This window comes from Cohnella cellulosilytica (assembly GCF_042431195.1).
Lineage (GTDB): Bacteria > Bacillota > Bacilli > Paenibacillales > Paenibacillaceae > Cohnella > Cohnella cellulosilytica.
Window position 1 is genome coordinate 424,898 of sequence record NZ_JBHMDN010000055.1, and the last position, 21,109, is coordinate 446,006.

The window sequence follows — 21,109 nt, forward strand, 5'->3', positions numbered from 1 at the left end:
GCTTTTTTCGACGGCTGACGGGGCGGTCCCTTTCTTTTTGACTTCTTTTTGATCGCGTAGGTATAATAGGAACATTGAGAATCGAAAGGGGACCGCAACAGAGATGAAACGTATTGTAGCTTTCGTGCTCGTCGTTCTCGTCAGCTTCGGGATCATGGGGATTTTCACCCCGGGGCTGCTGAACGGTACGAAGCTTGGACTCGACCTGAAAGGCGGGGTCGAAATTCTGTATGAGGCCCATCCGCTTACGGAAGGCGGCACCGTAACGAAGGAGTCGCTCACCCGCACGGCGATGAGCCTGGAGCAGCGGGCCAACCGCAACGGAGTAGCCGAACCCGAGGTGACGACGGAAGGCAAAAACCGCATCCGTCTGAAAATCGCCGTTTCGACGGGCGAGACCGCCAAGGAGCGGGACGAGGCGATCCAGAAAATCCGCGATCTGATGAAGCGCCCCGCGGAGCTTCAATTCCGCAGCTCCGTCGGCTGCGAAAACGGCGAATACTGCAACGTGGAATTGTACGGATCGGACTTTAAAGAGGGCGCGGCGAAAGTCGAGCTGGGCGACCTCAACAGCTATATGGTCCGGATCGAAGTGAAGGACAAGCAGAAGCTGTCCGACGTGTCGACCAAGCTGGTTAAGCAGAATCTGGCGATTTTCCTGGACGAGGATCTGATCTCCGCACCGGAAGTTCAGCAGCCGCTGACCGACGGCACCGCGGTCATTACCGGACAGAACTCGCGTCAGGAAGCCCAGGATCTGGCCGACATTATCAACTTGGGCGCTCTGCCGCTCAAGCTGACGGAGAAATATACGCAGAGCGTCGGAGCGACGCTGGGCCAGCAGGCTCTGCACGACACGCTGTTCGCGGGCGCGCTCGCGTCGGTGCTGATCCTGGTGTTCATGGTCGTTATGTACAGGCTCCCCGGCTTCGTCGGCAGTCTCTGTCTGATCGTGTTCGTATGGATGCTGCTGGGCGTTCTCTATCTGATGAACGCGACGCTTACGCTGCCCGGCATCGCCGCGTTCGTGCTCGGGGTCGGAATCGCCGTCGACGCGAACATTATTACGGCCGAACGGATTATGGAGGAGCTGCGCAGCGGCAAGTCGATCGCGTCTTCCTTGCGCGCCGGAGCGAAGAACAGCTTCCGCACCATTATCGACGCGCACCTGACTTCGGCCATTGCCGGTTTCGTGCTTCTCTTCATGGGTCACGGCATCGTCAAGAGCTTCGCGGTCGTTTTCCTGTGGAGCATCGCGGTCAATATTTTGACGAACGTGTTCCTGCCGCGCTATTTGCTTAACCTGCTCGTGAAGAGCTCCTATTTTTCCAAGCCGAAGTATTATAATGTGAAGGAGAGTGAGATAAATGCGCTCTAAACGGAATTTCGACTTCGTTAAATCCAGCCGCATTTTCCTTACAATCTCCGCCGTGATATTGTTGGTCGGTTTGGTCGCGCTCGGCGTGTTCGGATTGAATTACGGGATCGATTTCAGCTCGGGAACGTCCGTGGACGTCACGACGACCAAGAAGCTGGAAGAGCCGCAGCTTAAATCTTTTCTGGACGAGCAAAACCTCGGAGACTACACGCTGGCTTCCGGAGAAAACCGGGAATCCATCCGCTTCAAGACGGCGCTGAACGAACAGCAGGAGAAGGATTTCAAAGAGAACTTCCTGTCCAAGCTGGATCCGGACGCGTCGTTCGAGATCAATATCGTCGACGTGGACATCGCCAAGGAGCAGGAGCGGAACGCCCTGATCGGGATGGGGGTGGCCAGTCTGGGAATTATGCTCTACATCGTTATCCGCTTCGAGTGGCGCTTCTCGGTGGGCGCGATCGTGTCGACGGTCTACGACGCCTTGTTCGTCATCTGCGTATTTTCGATTTTCCGGCTCGAGGTCAATCTGCCGTTTATTCTGGCCGTGCTGACGATTATCGGGTATTCGATCAACGATACGGTCGTTATTTTCGACCGGATCCGGGAAAACCTGCGTTTCGCGAAAATCAAAAGCCATGCCGATCTGGAAAAGCTGGTCAACGACAGCATCTGGCAAACGTTGGCGCGTTCGATCAATACCGTCATTACCGTATTGATCGCGGCGATCTGCCTGTTCTTCTTCGCCGGAGAATCAATCAAGCTGTTCTCGCTGGCGATCATCATCGGATTGGCAAGCGGAGCTTATTCCTCCATTTTCATCGCCAGTCAGGTATGGTTGTACTTTAAGAAAAAGCAACCGTTGAAAAAGGTAGCCGTTAAACCGCAAAGCACGACGTAAGCGGCGGGAAAGGGGGGGGGCTTCAGTGGCTATGGTTCAACGTTCCCTTGCCGCGGAACGCGGCTCCCTGGTTTCCATGTGGGGGCTGCTCGGCATATTTATCGTGAAAGGCTCCGTCGGCTGGCTGACGGGAAGCAAGGCGCTGCTGGCGGACGCGTGTCATTCGGCGGCCGACTGCGCAGGCACGTTCACCGCTTACCTGGGACTGCGCAAAGCCAGGCTCGATCCGAATTCGCAGGGCTCGACGCGGCATCCGGAATCGATCGCGGCGATCGTCCTGTCGGCGATCCTGCTTGTCGCCGGCCTGGAGATGGGCGTATCGTCGATACGGACGGTCGCCAGCGGAACCGAAGAAGCGCCGGGAGTCGGCGCGGTGATCGTGATCGCCGCGGGGATCGGCGCCCGGGAGGCGCTCGTCCGCTATAAGCGAAGATGCGATACCCGCCGCGGAATGCGCGGCGACAGGGCCGGCGACAACCGCTCGGATATTTTCGCTTCGCTGACCGCGCTTGTCGGCACTTCGGGAGCCGTCGTCGGTTCCTGGTACGACATGCCTTTCCTGTACGTGCTCGATCCGGCGGCAGGGCTTGTCGTTTCGGTATTCGTCATTCGCATGGGCTTCCGGATGATTGCAGACGTCGTCCGCGTATCGAATCGCTGCTCGATCGACGAATCCGACGTGCAGACGCTGCTGGAAGCCGTGAAAAGAATCGAAGGCGTCGTCGCCGTGGACGAGGTGAAGGCGCGCGAGCGCGGGCATTACATCGTGCTGGACGTGTCCATTCGCGTGAATCCGCGCATCAGCGTATTCGAGGGCCAGGACGTCGCGAACCGGGTGCGGCGCATCCTGACCAAGCGTTTCCTGCACGTCATGGACGTCAACGTAAGGGTGCAGCCGTACGACCCGGGTTATCCTTACAAATCGAATCATCACGAAGAAGAGCTGTCCTCATTGCTTCAATAAAACGCGACTTGCGATCCGCCGCCGACTTGGGCGGCGGGTCGTTTCGTCGTTAAAGCAAGGAAAACGGGAAGGAAGACGGGCCTTATGATCAAATCGAAATACAGGTGGGACATGCCGCGGCCGTCGGGCGAGCGGGAGAGCGAGCTGATGGCGGAGCTGGGCGTCGGCCGTCTGGTCGCCGGCGTGCTGGCGAGGCGGGACTGGAACTCGCCCGAAGAGGCGCGCGCTTTCCTCGATCCATCGTCCGAGGAGCTGCTGGACCCTTATCGGATGAAAGGCATGGCGGAGGCGGTGGAACGGATCGGGCGTGCCGTGCGCGAAGGCGAACGGATTCGCGTCTACGGCGATTACGACGCCGACGGCGTCACTTCGACGGCGTTGATGATCCGTCTGTTGACCGAGCTCGGCGCCAGCTTCGATACATACATTCCCCATAGAAGCCGCGAAGGCTACGGACTGAACAATCCCGCGCTCGATCTGGCCGCCGCCGCGGGCGTCCGCCTGCTGATTACGGTGGACAACGGCATCAGCGCGGCCGAGCAGATCGCTTACGCGGCAAGTCTCGGCATCGACGTCGTCGTCACCGACCATCACGAGCCGCCCGAGCAGCTTCCCTCCGAAGCCGTCGCCCTCGTTAATCCGAAGCAGCGGGATTGTCCTTATCCGTTCAAGGGGCTGTGCGGCGCCGGCGTCGTATTCAAGCTTGCGCATGCGATGCTGGGCCGTCCGGTGCCGGAGTATGCGGATTTGGCGGCGATCGGTACGATCGCGGACCTCATGCCGCTTACGGGCGAGAACCGGATTATCGCTCGGATGGGGCTGGCGCGGCTGCGCCAATCGCCGCCGCCGGGAATCCGGGCGTTGGCCCAAGTCGCGGGCATCGATATCGGGGAAATATCGAGCGGCCGAATCGGCTTCTCGCTGGCCCCGCGGCTGAATGCCGGAGGCCGGCTGGAGCATGCCGACAGCGCGGTCAAGCTGCTGGCCGCGTCCAGCGAAGCGGAAGCGGAAGTCTACGCGCAGGAGCTGGACCGGCTGAACACGGAACGGCAGGAGCTGGTCGAGCGGACGGTGGAGGAAGCGGACGAGATGTGGCTCAAGCTTCGGGAGGCGGACGGAGAGAAGCCGAGACGGGCGATCGTGCTGGCCAAGGAAGGCTGGAACGCCGGCGTCGCCGGCCTTGTCGCCTCCAAGCTGGTGGAGCGTTATTATCGCCCGGCCGTTATTCTCGCCATCGACGCGGAGACGGGGCTGTGCAAAGGCTCGGCGCGCTCGATCGACGGATTCGACCTGTACGCCGCGCTGACGGATTGCGCCGATCTGCTCGAGCATTACGGCGGCCATCAAGCGGCCGCGGGAATGACCTTGCGGACGGACCTCGTGGCGGAACTGGGCGAGCGGCTCGACCGGATCGCGGCGGAGCGGCTGACGGACGAGGATTGGCAGCCGAAGCGCCGCGTCGATCTATGCGTAGCGCTGGAGGAAGTCACGCTGCGCGCCGTCGATCAGTTGGCCGCGCTGGAACCGTTCGGCAGCGGGAATCCGACGCCACGCGTCGTCGTGCAGGACGTTGTCATCAAGGAATGCCGCACGATGGGCAAGGAAAACAAACATTTAAGATTAACGGTCGAGCAGGCGGGCCGTTCGCTTGAAGTCGTCGCGTTCGGCATGGGGCCGCAGCGGGACAGAATGGCGCCGGGCCTGCGCGTCGATCTGCTGGGCGAGCTGAGCGTTAACGAATGGAACGGTAACCGGAAGACGCAGATGATGTTCCAGGATTTCCGCTCGCGCCATCTGTTCGTGGACGACCGGCGCGGGGAACGAAACCCGTGGGCCGAGCTGAAGCGGCTGGCCGCGGCGGAACCGGCCGGGCTTGCCGTCGTCTGCGCTTCCAAGACGGCGTATCACGAAGCCGTCCGCCTCTTGGGGCCGGCGGGCGTGCCGCTGGGCATGTACGAAGAGGCGGAAGAGGCGGACGTCACGGACGCCGCGTCCGAGATTGCCGCTGCCTCTTCCGGGCCGCGCGGGGGCCTGCCTGCCGAGCTGCGCCATCTTGTCATGCTTGGGCTGCCCGGCGAGGAGCGGGAGGCCGCTGCGCTCAGAGGCTGGCTACTGCCCGAGCGGGGACTGGAGCGGGTGACGGTGTTCGCGGCCGCAGACGAGGCGCGAGAAGGCCGTTCGTCGGCCGGCAGGGAGAGCGCGTTTCCGGGGAGGGAGCATTTCGCGGAAGTCTACAAGCTGTGCCGCAAGCGGGGAAGCTGGATGGACAGTCCGGACGGTTTCTTAAGAGAGACCGCCGAGGCGATCGGCTGGCCGCTCGCCACCGTTCGGATGATGCACGAAACGTTCATCGAGCTCGGTTTTATCGTCGCGAATGGCGTCGCGCGCAAGGCGGTCGCGAGCCCGCCCCGCAAGGAGCTGAGCGAGTCGGCGCGTTACCGCAAGGCGAAGGAGCAGGCGGCTTTGCGCGGGCTGGCGGATATGGCGTCGGCGGAGCTGCGCAGCTGGATGGCGGCCTGTCACGGCGTCGGCTGAAGCTCGCCCGGGCGCTGTCCGAAGCGGGAAAGCGCAGAAGCCGAAGGGGCGAACGGCGCCCTAGCCAAAGGCCGTTCAAAAAGTGTATAATGCTACTCGTGAACTCGAACGAATCCGTTGCATGCCGATAAAGGAGTCTGATATTCGTGAATTTCAAAGACTACATCCGCGTCATTCCCGACTTTCCCCAGCCGGGCATCCGGTTTAAGGATATTACGACGCTGCTGAAGGACGGGCCGGCTTACCGCGCCGCCATCGACGCGCTTAAGGAGCTCGTGAAGGACAAGCAGATCGATCTGATCGCGGGCCCGGAGGCGCGCGGCTTCGTCATCGGAGCTCCGCTGGCGCTGGCGCTGGGCGTAGGCTTCGTGCCGATTCGCAAGAGCGGCAAGCTTCCGGGCGAGACGGTGGAAGCCGCTTACGACCTGGAATACGGCAAAGACCGTCTGGCCATTCACAGCGACGCGATCAAGCCCGGTCAGAAAATTCTGATCGCCGACGATCTGCTCGCCACGGGCGGCACGATCTCGACCACGATCGGCCTGATTCACCAGCTTGGCGGCGAGATCGTAGGCGCCGCGTTCCTGATCGAGCTGAGCTATTTGAACGGACGCGACAAGCTCGGAGACATCGACATCGCTTCGCTCGTAACCTACTGACTGACGCCCGCGCTTCGCGCACGCTCGAAGACGCTTCGCCGGCTGACTCGCCGGCCGGGGCGTTTTTTTTCGTGATTCATCACGTTCGTTATCCCTTGCGGAAGGTCTTTGCGCTCGTCGCGTTTCGCCGTCCGCTGTTATAAACTGCTGTAACGGCGGGCGAATCCGGGACTTAAGTCTCGCGGACAAGGTTGACGTTTCCGGCCGCGAAGAGGCATAATGGTAGCAACAACAGGGGAGAATACCGGCGCCGGGCGCCGGAGGAAAGGAATTCGGCATGGGCATGGATCAGCTTCTCGAGAAAGCCTCATCTTATATGAAAGAGCAAGACTTGCAGAAAATCCGGGAAGCTTACGAATTTGCCGAAGAAGCGCATCGCGGCCAAGTTCGCAAATCCGGCGAACCTTATATTTTGCATCCGGTTGCCGTGGCCGAAATCTGCGTGGGGATGCAGATGGACGTCATTACGGTCATGGCTGCGCTGCTTCACGACGTGGTCGAAGACACGACGGTGACGCTCGATGATCTTCGCGAACGGTTCGGGGAGACGCTGGCCGGTCTCGTCGACGGTCTGACCAAGCTGGAGCGGATTCAATTCCGGTCCAAGGAGGAGCAGCAGAACGAGAACTATCGCAAAATGTTCGTGGCGATGGCCAACGATATCCGCGTCATTCTGATCAAGCTGGCCGACCGCCTTCACAATATGCGCACGTTGAAGTTTCAATCGGAGGAGAGCCAGCGGCGCATCGCGCAGGAGACGCTGGATATTTTCTGCCCGATCGCGCACCGTCTCGGAATTAGCGCCATCAAGTGGGAGATGGAGGACATCGCGCTCCGCTTCCTTAATCCGCAGCAATATTACCGCATCGCCCATCTGATGAAGATGAAGCGGACGGAGCGAGAGAAGCACATTACCGAGCTCATCGATAAAATTCGCGAGAAGCTCGAGGAGATGGGCATTCATGGCGATATTTCGGGGCGGCCGAAGCACATCTACAGCGTGTACAAGAAAATGATGACGCGCAACAAGCAGTTTAATGAAATCTACGATTTGCTGGCGATCCGGATTCTGGTCGACAACGTGAAGGATTGCTATGCCACGCTCGGAATCATCCATACGCTGTGGAAGCCGATGCCCGGCCGGTTCAAGGATTATATCGCGATGCCGAAGGCGAACATGTACCAGTCGCTGCATACGACGATCGTCGGATCGACGGGCGAGCCGACGGAGGTGCAGATCCGCACGTGGGAGATGCACCGGACGAGCGAATTCGGGATCGCGGCGCACTGGGCGTACAAGGACGGCAATTCCGCGGGCGTCGTTCCGGGCAGCTTCGGGGAGAAAATGAACTGGTTTCGCGAGATCATCGAGCTTCAGCAGGAGACGCGGGACGCGGCGGAGTTCATGGAATCGCTCAAAATGGACTTCTTCACCGACCTGGTGTTCGTGTTTACGCCCAAGGGCGAGGTGTTCGAGCTGCCCGCCGGTTCGGTGCCGCTGGACTTCGCCTACCGGATTCATACCGAGGTCGGGAACCGGACGATCGGCGCCAAGGTCAACGGCCGGATTGTGCCGCTCGATCATAAGCTGAAAACCGGCGACATCGTGGAGATTTTAACCTCCAAACATTCATACGGGCCGAGCCAGGACTGGCTCAAGATCGCCCAATCCTCCCATACGAGAAGCAAAATCCGCCAATGGTTCAAGAAGGAGAAGCGCGAGGAGAGCGTCGAAAAAGGGCGCGAGCTGCTCGACCGCGAGCTGAGAAGGCTCGGCCTGGAGCCGCACGAATGGACGGCGGACGAGAAGCTGCTGGACGCGGCGAAGAAATTTACGTTTAACGACGTCGAGGATATGCTGTCGGCGATCGGCTTCGGCGGCATTACGGCGGCCCAGATTTGCACGAAGCTGACCGAGAAGCTGCGCAAGGAAGCGGAGGAAGCGCAGCAGATCCAGCTCACGGCGGAAGTCAAGGAGATGAAGGCGCCCGCCGCTTCGGCGGCCGCCGAGAAGAAGCGGACCTCGCATGGCGTCAGCGTCAAAGGCGTGGACAATTTGCTCGTTCGCTTTGCGCGCTGCTGCAACCCGGTGCCGGGGGACGACATTATCGGCTATATTACGAGAGGCCGGGGCGTGTCCGTGCACCGCACCGACTGCGCGAACATTCCGACCGGAGAAGAAGGTGAGGAAGCCGCGCGGGTTATCGAGGTCGAATGGGAATCGTCGGTCGACGCCAATTACAGCGTGGAAATCGAGATTCTGGGCCACGACCGCCGCGGCTTGCTGAACGAGGTGCTGCAGGCCGTATCGGAGAGCAAGACGAATATCGCCGCGGTGTCCGGACGTTCGGACAAAAACAAGATGGCGATCATGCATATGACGATTCTGATTCGCAACAAGGAGCATCTGCAATCAGTCGTCGATAAGATCAAGCGGGTCAAAGATATTTTTTCCGTGCAGCGGATGATGCAATAACGGCCGGCGGCGGAGACGGAGGAAGCGGAAGGATGAAAGTGGTATTGCAGCGTTTATCCGAAGCCAGGGTAACCGTTGAAGGGGAAGTCGTAGGCGCAATCGGCAGAGGATTGCTGCTGCTCGTCGGCATCGGCCAGGAGGATGGGGAGCAGGATTTGGCCTGGATGGCGGACAAGCTGGCCGGACTGAGGATTTTCGAGGACGAGGCCGGGAAGATGAATCTGTCCGTCGAAGACGTCGGCGGGGACGTGCTGTCCGTGTCGCAGTTTACGCTGTACGGCGACTGCCGCAAGGGCAGAAGGCCGAACTTCATGGGCGCGGCCAGACCCGAGTCGGCCGAAGCGCTATACGGCAAGTTTAACGAGCTGCTGCGCGCGCGGGGACTGCGGGTGGAGACGGGCAGGTTCGGGGCGATGATGGACGTGGCGCTCGTGAACGACGGTCCGGTGACGCTCATTCTGGAAAGCCGCTGACCGTTTGCCGGAGCCGCGATTGGGCCATAATACATGTCAAAACCTTCTGTTAAAGGCGGGAGAACGGCATGAGGCAATCGCGCAAGGAAAAGACGGCACAGTGGCTGATGCAGGAAGGGCTGATGCCCGAGCGCAGGGAGGCGATGGCGCTGGCGTCGCAGGGCGAGGAGTTCGGAGGCGAGCTGGGGGCGAGTCCCGCGAGCGGAGCCTCGAACGGGCGAAGACACCCTCCGGGAGGCAGGGGGTAATCGCGGGCAATCCGCGGTAGTTCGCACGCGTCTCCGCGCGACCTTGCCGGGCCGGGACCGCGTTATCCGGAGGACTGCGCGTTAACGCTTACTTTTTTGTAATCAAACTGTAATCTGTTGTACACGCGAGCTTAAAGTTTATCGACTAATCTATAGACGACCCCCTTTTTCAATATAAACAACTATTGAACCTGCCGGTACTTGGCAGGTTATTTTCTTTCTCCGGCACTTTTCCGGGCGGAGGCGCGGATGAATGAAATGGAGCCGTGCGGCGGCAAGCTTATGGCGGTCGCGACGGCGAACGAGCGCGAATGAGCAATTTCTTGACAGCCGCACGGCAACAGACTACAATAAATTACATCTGTATTTCCAAACTGTATTTTCAAAGCCTCAGATTCGATGACGGGAATAAGTAATCCGGCCCCATGCCCGCAGAGAGGAAAGCCTTCGGCTGCAAGCTTTCCGGCAATGATCGGACGAACGACCTCCCCGAGAACCCGATGGGAACCGCCTGACCGATGCTTGTCGTCGGATTCGGCCCAGTAGCATCGCGGCGCAGCCGGGCGTTAACCGGACGAAGCAGCAGGCCTTTGTCGAGAGACGGGCTTGAATGACGGGTGGCACCGCGGGAGCGCAACGACAAGCTCTCGTCCCTGACGATCTTTATTGAGATCGCCATGGGACGGGGGCTTTTTTGATTCCCGTGCGGCCGGGCGGGGGCAAATGGCAGGATTGATCGGAGCTCGGCGAGGGCGTGTATGCATACTCCGAGGCTCCTGAGCGGGTTTGCATACACGCCCTAGAGACGGGTCAGTCTGGATTTGCATTACAGCAGGGGGAGTGAAAGGGACAATGGGTTTTCAGAAGCCTCCGGGCACGCAGGACATTATGCCCGGCAATTCCGAGCTTTGGCAGTACGTGGAGAGCACGGCTCGCGACATTTGCCGGCGCTACCGGTTCAGCGAGATTAGAACGCCGATCTTCGAGGGCACCGAGCTGTTCAAGCGCGGAGTCGGCGAGACGACGGACATCGTGGAGAAAGAGATGTACACGTTCGAGGACCGCGGCGAGCGCAGCATGACGCTCCGTCCGGAAGGGACGGCCGGCGTCGTCCGCTCTTACGTGGAGAACAAGCTGTACGGCGATCCGGACATCGCGAAGCTGTATTATATCGGGCCGATGTTCCGGTACGAACGCGCGCAGGCGGGCCGATACCGCCAGTTCCACCAGTTCGGCGTGGAGGCGATCGGGTCCGACGATCCGGCGCTCGACGCGGAGGTGATCGCGTTGGGGTACCATTTTTATCGGGAGCTGGGGCTGACCGGCGTATCGGTCGATTTGAATTCCGTCGGCACGCCGGCGGTTCGGGCCGCGTTCCGGGAGAAGCTGCTGGCGTTCCTGCTGCCGATGCGGGAAAGCCTGTGCAAGGACTGTCAGGCCAGAATCGACCGCAATCCGCTCCGAGTGCTCGATTGCAAGGTCGATCAGGACAAGTTCACGGACGCGCCGTCGATTCTGGACAGCCTGGACGAGGAATGCGAGAAGCATTTCGCGCGCGTGCGCGAATGCCTGGACGAGATGGGCGTGCCGTACCGGCTGAATCCGAAGCTGGTCAGAGGGCTGGATTATTACACGCATACCGCGTTCGAGTACAAGGCCCAGGGCATCGGCGCGATCGATACGATCGGCGGCGGCGGCCGATACAACGGGCTCGTGGCGGAGATCGGCGGGGATGACAAGCCGGGCGTCGGGCTGGGGCTCGGCCTGGAACGGACGCTGCTGCTGCTGGAGAGCCAGGGCGTCAAGCCCGACTTGGGCAACCGGGCCGACGTCTACATCGTCGCGCTGGGCGAGCGGGCGGAGCAGGCGGCTCCCGGCTTGGCGCAGCGTCTGCGGGACGCGGGAATCGCCGCCGAGCGGGATTACCTCGGACGCAAGACGAAGGCGCAGTTCAAGGCGGCAGAGCGCAGCGGGGCCCGTTATGCGGCCGTGCTGGGCGACGACGAGCTGGACCGGGGCGAAATCTCGCTGCGGCCGATGGCCGGCGGCGAGCAAACGGCCGTTAAACTCAGCGAGCTTGCGGACGCGATCAGGAAGCTTATTACACCATAAAAAAGGGGATATCTCGCAAATGATGCTTAAAACGAACGACTGCGGCAAGTTAACGAAGGAACACGTCGGCCAGACCGCCGTGCTGAACGGATGGGTGCAGGGCTGGCGCGACTTCGGCGGCCTGCTCTTTATCGACCTGCGCGACCGCACGGGAATCGTGCAAATCGTCTTTAACCCGGAAATCTCCAAGCAGGCGCTCGAGCTCGGCAGCCGCGCCCGCAACGAATACGTGCTGGCCGTGACGGGCAAAATCGTCGAACGCGATCCCGAGACGTTTAACCCGAACCTGGCGACGGGCGAAATCGAAGTTCAAGTGACCGAAGTGGAAGTGATCAACGCGGCGAAGACGCCTCCGTTCCCGATCGAAGACGGAGTTGAGGTGGACGAATCGCTGCGCTTGAAGTATCGCTACCTCGACCTGCGCCGCCCGGAAATGCAGAAGACGCTGCTGCTCCGCTCGAAGGCGACCAAGGTGTTCCGCGACTTCCTCGACGAGAACGGCTTTATCGACGTGGAGACGCCGATTCTGACCAAGAGCACGCCGGAAGGCGCGCGCGATTATTTGGTGCCGAGCCGCGTGCATCCGGGCGAGTTCTTCGCCCTGCCGCAGTCGCCGCAGCTGTTCAAGCAGCTGCTGATGATCGGCGGCCTGGAACGCTATTATCAAGTGGCGCGCTGCTTCCGCGACGAGGACCTTCGCGCCGACCGCCAGCCGGAATTTACTCAGGTCGACATCGAGACGTCATTCGTGTCCCAGGAGCAGCTTCTCGGCATGATGGAGCAGCTGATGGCGCGGCTGTTCCGCGAGACGATCGGCGTCGACATTCCGACTCCGTTCCAGCGTCTGACGTATCATGACGCCATCCACAAGTACGGCTCCGACAAGCCGGACCTTCGCTTCGGCCTCGAGATCGAAGACGTCACGGACATCGTCAAGGGCAGCGACGTGAAGGTGTTCGCGTCCGTCGCCGCGTCGGGCGGCGTTGTCAAGGCGCTTAACGCCAAAGGCTGCGCCAGCTGGAGCCGCAAGGAGCTCGACGATCTGCAGCCGTTCGCGGCGCGTTACGGCGGCAAGGGCATCGCCTGGATTACCGTGAAGGAAGGCAAGTGGAACGGACCGATCGTGAAGTTCTTCAAGCCGGAGGAGATCGCGGCGCTGACCGAGCGTCTGAGCGTCGAGGAAGGCGATCTGATCACGTTCTCCGCCGACAAGCTGAAGACGGCCGCCGACGTGATGGGCAACCTGCGGCTGAAGGTCGGCCGCGAGCTCGGCCTGATCGACAACAGCGCGTACAAATTCCTGTGGGTCGTCGACTTCCCGCTGCTCGGCTGGGACGAGGAAGCGAAGCGCTTCGTCGCCGAGCACCATCCGTTCACCCGTCCGAACGACGACGATCTGGCGCTGTTCGACACCGATCCGGGCGCGATCCGCGCGCAGGCTTATGACATCGTGCTGAACGGCTACGAGGTCGGAGGCGGCTCGATGCGGATCTACCGCCGCGACGTGCAGGAGCAAATGTTCAAGGCGCTCGGCTTCTCGCTGGAGGAAGCGAAGGAGAAGTTCGGCTTCTTCCTCGACGCGTTCGAATACGGCACGCCTCCTCACGGCGGCATCGCGTTCGGCCTGGACCGTCTGGTCATGCTGCTGACGGGACGCACGAACCTGCGCGAGACGATCGCCTTCCCGAAGACGGCCAGCGCTACCGATCTGCTCTGCGACGCTCCGTCGCCGGTCGCCGAACGCCAGCTGGAGGATCTGCATGTCCGACTGTCGGCGAAAGCGGTCGCCGCGCAGGCGAAGAACGCCGCCCCGGAAGCCGTGCCCGCAGGCGGAGCGGACGAGCAAAGCGAAGGCTAACCAAAAGGAGCGAGCATACCGATGTTGCACCAATTTTCCAGAACGGAGCTGGCGATCGGACCAGAAGGGCTCGAGAAGTTGAAGGGAAGCACGGTGGCCGTGCTCGGCATCGGCGGAGTCGGCGGCATCGCCGCCGAGGCGCTGGCCCGCTCGGGGATCGGCCGCATAATCTTGATCGATAAGGACGTCGTCGATATTACGAATGTCAACCGGCAGGTCCATGCGCTGACGACGACGGTCGGACAGCCGAAGGCGGAGCTGATGAAGGAACGGATCAAGCTGATCAATCCGGAATGCGACGCGATCGCCCTGCGGATGTTTTACACGGAGGAGACTTACGAGGAGCTGTTCAAGTATCCGCTGGACTACGTCATCGACGCGTCGGATACGATCGTCTACAAGGTGCATCTGATGAAACAATGCCTCGAGCGCGGCATTCCGATCATCTCCAGCATGGGCGCAGCCAACAAGATGGACCCGAGCCGGTTCCAGGTCGCCGATATTTCCAAGACGACGGTCGATCCGATCGCCCGCGTCGTTCGCAGGAAGCTGCGCGAAGCGGGGATCAAAAAAGGGGTCAAAGTCGTGTTCTCGACGGAAGAGCCGATCCGGCCGCGGGTGGACGTCACGCAGCGGATCGTTCCGGACACCGCGCCGGAAATCCGCAAAGCCCAGCAGCCGCCGTCGAGCAACGCCTTCGTGCCCCCGGTCGCGGGCCTGATTATGGTCAGCGTCGTGTTCCGCGAGCTGGTGGAAGCGGGAAAAGCGCAAGGATGAGCCGGCTGATTGCTCGCCGGAAGAAATAAGCAAGCCGACAACGGAGAAGGGCTGTCCCATAAGCAGGGCGTACGGCATTATCGATGAAAAAGTGAAAGCCTCTTTCATCGATAAAGGTTCGGTACGACTTCTCGCTTATGAGACGGCTCCTTCTTTGCTTTCAAGGAAGATGGATCGTCCGGACATGATCCAGATGCATATAAGAGCTTGTTCCGTCCGCGGCGACGAGCTCGAGCAGGTGGTTGTCGACCGTTTTCAGCAGACCGATCTGCCTCGGATATTCTCCCAAATTCAAAATGACGAACTCGTTTTCCAGCTTTCCGAGCTGCTGATCGAATGTGCGGGCGAGCGAAGCGGCCGGCCGGGCCGGAAGCTTGATCCGCTCCAACGCGTACGGCAGCCGGAGAGGAGCGAAGGGAGCGAGCATTTTCAGATGCCGCATCGCCACGTAGAGGGAGCGATACACCGGCGAATTAAAGACGAAAAAGTCGTTCATGACACTGGTGACGTAGCCGTGGATCGTCCGGTTGCCGGCGACGTACAGCTCGGAAAATACGCCTTTGGCGTTCAGCAGCACTTTGCGGTAGGATAATTCGGTCGCCGGCTGCAGCGGCGGTTCGGGAATCTCCTCCGCCGAACGGATCGGCGGAGGACAGCGAGTCAACTGCGCGATATGGACAAGCGGCACGTAGATGAATCGCGTTCCGTCGTACAGGACGACGAGATCGGCGCTCTGATCGACCAGCCTGCCGGTGACGGTATGCCTCCCGCCGGCGGTCGTCAAGGCTACGTATTCGTTCATGTAAGCGATCATTAGGGCGGACGCACCTCCTTACCCTAAGGGAGAGCGGGGTTGTACTCTAAATGTATGAATCCCTGCGGCCGGCGGATACGGGAGGTAGTCCGAAGGGGCGTGAAAATTCCGCGATTGCCGGAGTGCATGCGCCCGTTTTCGCGGCGATGCTGCGCCTGTCTCTATCGCAGCTCGGCTATCGCTCATAAGCTGTATGATCTTTACACAGGAGGTGCAGTTTCATTGAGCATGCTGTTGCATGGAGGCGGCAAACGGCATCCGAAGCGCGTCCGCCCTTGCAAGTGCCGAAGGACGGGCGGAGGAAAAAAGAGGAGACGGCCGCTAACCCCGATCGAGCAGGCGCCTGCGGAGCAAGTGCCGGCGCAGGGACCGAATTACGGCCAGCAAACCTGGGGAAATTGGGGCGCTAACGCCGGCCGCACGGGCGGTTATCTCGGAGCGGGCCGCACGGGAGGCCATACCGGAGGTCACCCCGGCGCCGGCCGGACGGGAGGACGAAGCGGAGGTTACCTCGGAGCGGGCCGCACGGGAGGCCATACCGGAGGTCATCCCGGAGCCGGCCGGACGGGAGGACGAACCGGAGGTTATCTTGGAGCAGGCCGCACAGGGGGCCATACCGGGGGTCATCCCGGCGTCGGCCCAACGGGAGGACAAACCGGAGGTTATCCCGGAGCGGGCCGTACAGGAGGGCATACCGGAGGTTACCCTGGAGCCGGCGACGCGGGAGAGCGCACTGAAGGCTATCTCGGAGCGGGCCGCACGGGAGGCTACCTCGGCGCAGGCCATCCGGGAGGAGGCACCGGGGGCGGATACCTCGGCGACGGAGAGCAGGGAGAACGAACCGGCGGTCATACGGGTAAAGGAGGCCGCGCGCGCCGTCCGGGCCGCTGCGTCGTCAGGCGTCCCAAACGCAAGCCAAAGCGCGGACATCGCTGCGACTGCCGCAAGGGCCGCCGGGGCCACAGAATCCCCAAGAGACCTTGCGGCAAAAAGCGTACCTGACCGCAAGCAAACGCGCATGTTCATCGATAGAAGCCCTTCGCCGATTTTGCCGACAGGGCTTCTTTTTGACATCCGCGGAACGATAGCCGTTGCACCGGAAAAAGCTCCGAAGGATTGGCTTCCTTGAAAGGGAATCGTCCTTGTCGGAGGAAAGAGGCTCCGTCATTCTTGGTTCGCCGGATATAGACAGACGCCGTTTCCGCCAATGCCGGGGAGACATACGCTGATTCAGACGACGCATCCAGAAGAAGGGCGGAGAGTGCATGGCTCTACCGGTCAGGGCGATTCGGCTGAAGGAAGAAGCGAGCCGCGCAATGGAGAAGAACCTGTGGAACGAACGCTACGTTCCCGGCAAAATGAGCACGAACGGCGCAATGGCCTCGGTCATGGTGCGATATCGGGGCGGACATACGCGGAGCTATCCGAAAAAGTCGTACGAGGTCGCCGGACAAAAACAAGTCTTCCACTATAATGCCGAGTACGACGACCCGTCGATGATTCGCAACGCGCTTTCCTTCGCTTTCTTCCCGATGATCGGCGTCCCCGCCCCCCGCGCGAAGCATGTCATCCTTACGGTCAACGGCCAATCCAAAGGCGTCTACCTGGAAATCGAAGGCGTGGAGAGGCTGTTCTTCGCCCGGCGGAAAATCGGGGCATCGTCGCTGTTCTACGCGATCAACAACCGGGCGGATTTCGGATTGATCTCGTCCGAGTCGGGCCGTCCGAAAAGATCGCTGCTCGCCGGCTACGAGCACCGGTTCGGCGTTAAAGGCGAGAAAGCGAAGCTGTCGGCTTTCATCAAAGGCTTGAATACGCTCGGCGGAGCGAAAACCGAAGCCTTCATCCGTTCGCGGCTGGACGTGGACAATTATTTGCGCTGGCTGGCCGGAGCGGTGCTGACGGGGAATTACGACGGCTTCGAGCAGAACTACGCGATCTATCGCAGCAAGAGAACGGGCAAGCTGCGGATGATTCCCTGGGACTACGAGGGGACGTGGGGACGCAACTGCTACGGGCGAATCGTCGAGAGCGATCTGGTGCGGGTAGCGGGATATAACGTCCTTACCAACGAATTGCTCGCTTTTCCTTCGGCGCGCCGACAGTACCGATCCATTTTACAGCAGGCCTTGAACGGTCCGTTTACGGAAAAACGGCTGCTGCCGATCGCGGAGAGAATGATGGAGAAGATCGCTCCGCACCTCAGAAACGACGATAGCCGAAAGTGGCCTTATCGGGACTTTATCGGAGAACCGTTCGTTATCCGCAACTATATCCGCGAGAGAAGAGAGATCGTGAAGGAATGGATATCGGGCTGAACAAGAACGTATGATCGTCTTCTCTTCCTGGAAGCGCATGTTTCTGATATGATATTAAGGAAGAAAGGCGGGAATACGAATGGATTTATTCAGCTTTCAGGCGGAGTCGGAACCGCGCGGGCGGCTGCTCGCCGACCGCATGCGGCCGGAGACGCTTGACGAATACATCGGGCAGGAGCATGTGGTGGGCCCGGGCAAACTGCTCAGAAGAGCGATCGAAGGAGACGTCGTATCGTCCATTCTGTTGTTCGGTCCTCCGGGCTGCGGCAAGACGACGCTGGCGCACATTATTTCCAAACAGACGCAGGGCGATTTCGTCCGCTTGAACGCCGTCGACGCTTCCGTCAAGGACGTGCGCGAGGTGATCGAACGGGCGGAAAGCAGCAAGAATATGTACGGACGCAAGACGATTCTGTTCCTCGACGAGGTGCACAGGTTCAACAGCGCCAGGCAGGACGCTCTTCTTCCGGCCGTAGAACGGGGAATTATCATCTTTATCGGCGCTACGACGGAAAATCCGTTCCATTCCGTGAACGGGGCTTTGCTGTCCCGGTCCACGCTGTTTCGGCTGCAGCCGCTCACGAAGGAGCATTCGCTCGCCGCGATGCGCCGGGCTTTGGCCGATTCGGTCAAAGGTCTCGGCTTCATGAAGCTGCAGGTGGACGAGGAGGCGCTGGAGCATATCGCCGCGATGGCCAACGGAGATATTCGCCGGGCGCTGACCGCGCTCGAGCTGGCGGCGGTGACGACGCCTTCCGAGCCGGACGGCACGGTCCGCGTGACGATGGAAATCGCCGAGGAATCGATTCGCCAGCCGACGGTCGTCGCCGACGAATCCACCCAGTACGACGTGCTGTCGGCGTTCCACAAGAGCGTGCGCGGCTCGAGCGACGCGGCGCTGTTCTGGTTTCTGTACGCGGTGGAGAAGCTGGGGATGGACCCGATGGTATTCCTTCGCCGCTTGACGGTCGCCTGCAGCGAGGATATCGGACTGGCCAACCCGCAGGCGATGGTGCAGGCCGTCAGCGCGATGGAGGCGTATCACCGCATCGGCTGGCCGGAGGCCAAATATATCGTGGCGCAGGCGATTCTGTTCGCGGTGGAGAGCCCGAAGTCGAACGCGATCGCGACGACGATCGGGAAGATGATGGCGGCCTTCGATGCCGTCAAGTCCGCGGAGGTTCCGCTGCATCTGAGAGACGCGCATTACAGCGGCGCGCAGAAGCTCGGCCACGTCGGCTACAAATATCCGCACGATTATCCCGGCCATTACGTCGAACAGAACTATTTTCCGGACAAGCTGTCTTCCCCCGTTTTCTACGAGGCGACCGAGCAAGGAATGGAGGATAAAATTCGACAAAATCAGCTAAAGCGCAGAGGCAAGCGCGGATAAGGGAGTGCGAGCGAACAAGCCGCCTCCTGCGAAGGAATAACGCATCTGAGCCGAGAAAACGGGCGGTTTTCGTTGGAATCGGGGATATCCGGCCTTTAAGCCCGAAAAATCGGCATAGGTGGCAGGCTCAAGCGAATACAGATGGTTACTACGGCGGATTACGAGGTCGGCCGCCGTTTGACGGGGGGATCGAAACCGTCTAAGCTATAAGGAATAGAGTTTTCTGTTTTTATATTTCTTATTCGATAAGGAGGTGTACCTGTCCTCCCCGTTATCGGCGAGGATAGGAAACATTTGGACCCTGACCCCTTTCCGTTAGGCGTGGATTTGCTTTTGATCTTTGCGTTGGTTTTTCTGAACGGTTTCTTCGTGGCTGCGGAATTCGCGATGGTTAAAGCGCGAGGCTCGAAGATCGACTCCTTGGTGCAAGAAGGACATAAGAGAGCGAAGGTGGCCTCTCATCTGATCGGACACCTGGACGCTTACTTGTCGGCCTGCCAGCTTGGCATTACGCTGACTTCGCTCGGACTGGGCTGGATCGGCGAACCCGCGATCGCCCGCATGCTCGAGCCAATGTTTCAAGCGGTGCATCTCAACGAGAGTCTGATTCATCCGATATCCTTCATCATCGGTTTTTCGTTCATTACGGTGCTTCATATCGTACTTGGGGAATTGATGCCGAAATCGGTCGCGATTCGCAAAGCCGAGACGGTCACATTGCTCACGGCCGCTCCGCTGGTCTTTTTCCGCAAGGTGATGAACCCGTTTATCTGGCTGCTTAACGGGACGGCGGGTTTGCTGCTGAAGCCGTTCGGCATCGATATGAAGGAAGATACGACAACCGCGCATACGGAAGAAGAGATTCGGATTCTGGTACAGGAAAGCCACAAGAGCGGATTGATCGACAACACCGAACTTACGCTAATGGATAACATTTTCGAATTTTCGGAGACGAACGCCCGGGAGATTATGATTCCGCGGACCGAAATGATTTGCCTGTACGGCAATCTGAGCTTCCAGGAAAACCGGACGATTGCGCTTCGGGAGATGCATACGAGATATCCCGTATGCGAGAGGGACAAAGACAACATTATCGGATTCGTGCATATCAAGGATCTGCTGAAGGTGCCGGACAACGCCGTCCTGGACATTCGCGACCTGCTGCGCCCGATGACGACGGTGCCCGAGAGCATGCCGATCAGCGCGCTGCTTAAGCTGATGCAGAAGAAGAAGACGCAGATCGCGATTCTGATCGACGAATACGGCGGAACGTCGGGCTTGGTTACGCTGGAAGATATTATGGAAGAGATCGTCGGCGAAATTCAGGACGAATTCGACGAGGAACGCCCCGATGTGGAGCAGCGCGACGACCATACGTACTCCATCAACGGCATGATGCTCATCGAAGAGGTGAACAGCTTCTTCGGGCTCGATCTGCCCACCGACGATTACGACACGATCGGAGGCTGGATTTATTCCCAGATCGAGAACCCGCCGAAGAAAAACCAGTTCGTCGTAGCCGAGGAAGGCTTCCGGTTTACGATAGAAGAGACCGATCACTTGCGGATTTCCCGAATCATCGTGCACAAGGACGAGGATTCGAACTGGGAGCCCCAAGCCGAGACGGGCTGACATAAATGTATAGAAGGGGCTGCCCCCCTAAGCAGATTTGCTTGAGATAATCGATATTTAAAGATAAGGGTATGTACTTCCTTCAGGAGGTACATACCCTTTGCGCATTATCATTGGTTCTCTTTCAGGGCAGCTTGGAATTTATGGAAAAAAACTGCGGCTGACCAGTCGGCGCACAGGACACTCGCCAGAATCTTGTGAAGTAAAGGTGCACGAAATAGATTAACCTCCGCTTTGCCTCCGCTACGACTTTACCCGTGCTCTGATCGGCGATTCCTTCGAGCCTTCAGGCTCCAAAATCGGTCGAAGCCGCCCCGTAGCGGTCTGGCAGACCGCTAAAAGGGGGCATCTGCTCGAATTCGCTGGCGTAACGGTCTGTCAGACCGCTAAAAGCGTGCAACTGTCCGAATGGGCTTGCGTAACGGTCTGTCAGGCCGCTAAAAGGGGGCATCTGCTCGAATGCGCTGGCGTAACGGTCTGGCAGACCGTCCCTCGGGTTTAGGGGGTTTTCTCACGAATGCTCACTCATTCGCAGGATTTCACAGGGTTTAGATGTCAGATCATATGAGGGGAT

At 60.0% G+C, this 21,109-nt stretch carries 16 protein-coding genes; 15 read left to right on the forward strand and 1 reads right to left on the reverse strand.

Translation table 11 applies throughout. The annotated features are described in order from the left end of the window. The first annotated feature begins 103 nt into the window (after positions 1-103). From secD to ACFFT4_RS30060, 11 genes are all read left to right on the forward strand, one after another. The gene (secD, locus tag ACFFT4_RS30010) at positions 104-1,378 is read left to right on the forward strand and encodes a protein translocase subunit SecD (RefSeq protein ID WP_378052807.1); all 1,275 of its coding nucleotides are present in this window, start codon (positions 104-106) and stop codon (positions 1,376-1,378) included. Further along, complete coding sequence (gene secF / locus ACFFT4_RS30015) at positions 1,368-2,276, forward strand: protein translocase subunit SecF (RefSeq protein ID WP_378052808.1); 909 nt, start codon at positions 1,368-1,370, stop codon at positions 2,274-2,276. The genes secD and secF overlap by 11 nt, the downstream gene beginning before the upstream one ends. Positions 2,277-2,307: 31 nt before the next feature. Then, a complete protein-coding gene (locus ACFFT4_RS30020; RefSeq protein ID WP_378052836.1) occupies positions 2,308-3,240 on the forward strand; it encodes a cation diffusion facilitator family transporter in 933 nt (310 codons plus the stop codon). Positions 3,241-3,324: 84 nt separating this feature from the next. Then, the gene (gene recJ, locus ACFFT4_RS30025; RefSeq protein WP_378052809.1) at positions 3,325-5,775 is read left to right on the forward strand and encodes a single-stranded-DNA-specific exonuclease RecJ; all 2,451 of its coding nucleotides are present in this window, start codon (positions 3,325-3,327) and stop codon (positions 5,773-5,775) included. 146 nt (positions 5,776-5,921) lie between these two features. After that, positions 5,922-6,434: an adenine phosphoribosyltransferase gene (locus ACFFT4_RS30030; RefSeq protein WP_378052810.1), complete on the forward strand. Its 513-nt coding sequence runs from the start codon at positions 5,922-5,924 to the stop codon at positions 6,432-6,434. Positions 6,435-6,711: 277 nt separating this feature from the next. Beyond that, positions 6,712-8,910 carry a RelA/SpoT family protein gene (locus tag ACFFT4_RS30035; protein WP_378052811.1) on the forward strand — a complete coding sequence of 733 codons (2,199 nt, stop codon included), beginning with the start codon at positions 6,712-6,714 and terminating at the stop codon, positions 8,908-8,910. Between the two features lie 32 nt (positions 8,911-8,942). Further along, complete coding sequence (dtd, locus tag ACFFT4_RS30040) at positions 8,943-9,383, forward strand: D-aminoacyl-tRNA deacylase (protein WP_378052812.1); 441 nt, start codon at positions 8,943-8,945, stop codon at positions 9,381-9,383. Between the two features lie 68 nt (positions 9,384-9,451). After that, positions 9,452-9,631 carry a hypothetical protein gene (locus tag ACFFT4_RS30045; protein ID WP_378052813.1) on the forward strand — a complete coding sequence of 60 codons (180 nt, stop codon included), beginning with the start codon at positions 9,452-9,454 and terminating at the stop codon, positions 9,629-9,631. Between the two features lie 852 nt (positions 9,632-10,483). Beyond that, complete coding sequence (hisS, locus tag ACFFT4_RS30050) at positions 10,484-11,743, forward strand: histidine--tRNA ligase (RefSeq protein ID WP_378052814.1); 1,260 nt, start codon at positions 10,484-10,486, stop codon at positions 11,741-11,743. Positions 11,744-11,762: 19 nt separating this feature from the next. Continuing rightward, complete coding sequence (aspS, locus tag ACFFT4_RS30055) at positions 11,763-13,601, forward strand: aspartate--tRNA ligase (RefSeq protein ID WP_378052815.1); 1,839 nt, start codon at positions 11,763-11,765, stop codon at positions 13,599-13,601. 21 nt (positions 13,602-13,622) lie between these two features. Further along, on the forward strand, positions 13,623-14,378 hold the full coding sequence (locus ACFFT4_RS30060; protein WP_378052816.1) for a tRNA threonylcarbamoyladenosine dehydratase: 756 nt from the start codon (positions 13,623-13,625) through the stop codon (positions 14,376-14,378). Positions 14,379-14,538: 160 nt separating this feature from the next. Here the strand turns inward: ACFFT4_RS30060 and ACFFT4_RS30065 are convergent, their stop codons facing one another. After that, positions 14,539-15,192 (reverse strand): YwrJ family protein, encoded by a 654-nt coding sequence (locus ACFFT4_RS30065; protein WP_378052817.1) that lies wholly within the window; start codon positions 15,190-15,192, stop codon positions 14,539-14,541. 222 nt (positions 15,193-15,414) lie between these two features. Here ACFFT4_RS30065 and ACFFT4_RS30070 point away from each other — a divergent pair, with 222 nt between their 5' ends. The 4 genes from ACFFT4_RS30070 to ACFFT4_RS30085 all read left to right on the forward strand — a co-directional run bounded on the left by ACFFT4_RS30070 (position 15,415) and on the right by ACFFT4_RS30085 (position 20,535). Further along, on the forward strand, positions 15,415-16,194 hold the full coding sequence (locus tag ACFFT4_RS30070) for a hypothetical protein (RefSeq protein WP_378052818.1): 780 nt from the start codon (positions 15,415-15,417) through the stop codon (positions 16,192-16,194). A gap of 263 nt (positions 16,195-16,457) precedes the next feature. Beyond that, entirely contained in the window at positions 16,458-17,510 is a 1,053-nt protein-coding gene (locus ACFFT4_RS30075) for a CotH kinase family protein (protein ID WP_378052819.1), read from the forward strand. 79 nt (positions 17,511-17,589) lie between these two features. Then, the gene (locus ACFFT4_RS30080; RefSeq protein WP_378052820.1) at positions 17,590-18,903 is read left to right on the forward strand and encodes a replication-associated recombination protein A; all 1,314 of its coding nucleotides are present in this window, start codon (positions 17,590-17,592) and stop codon (positions 18,901-18,903) included. 333 nt (positions 18,904-19,236) lie between these two features. Next, positions 19,237-20,535 (forward strand): hemolysin family protein, encoded by a 1,299-nt coding sequence (locus ACFFT4_RS30085; protein WP_378052821.1) that lies wholly within the window; start codon positions 19,237-19,239, stop codon positions 20,533-20,535. The last annotated feature ends 574 nt before the right edge of the window (positions 20,536-21,109 follow it).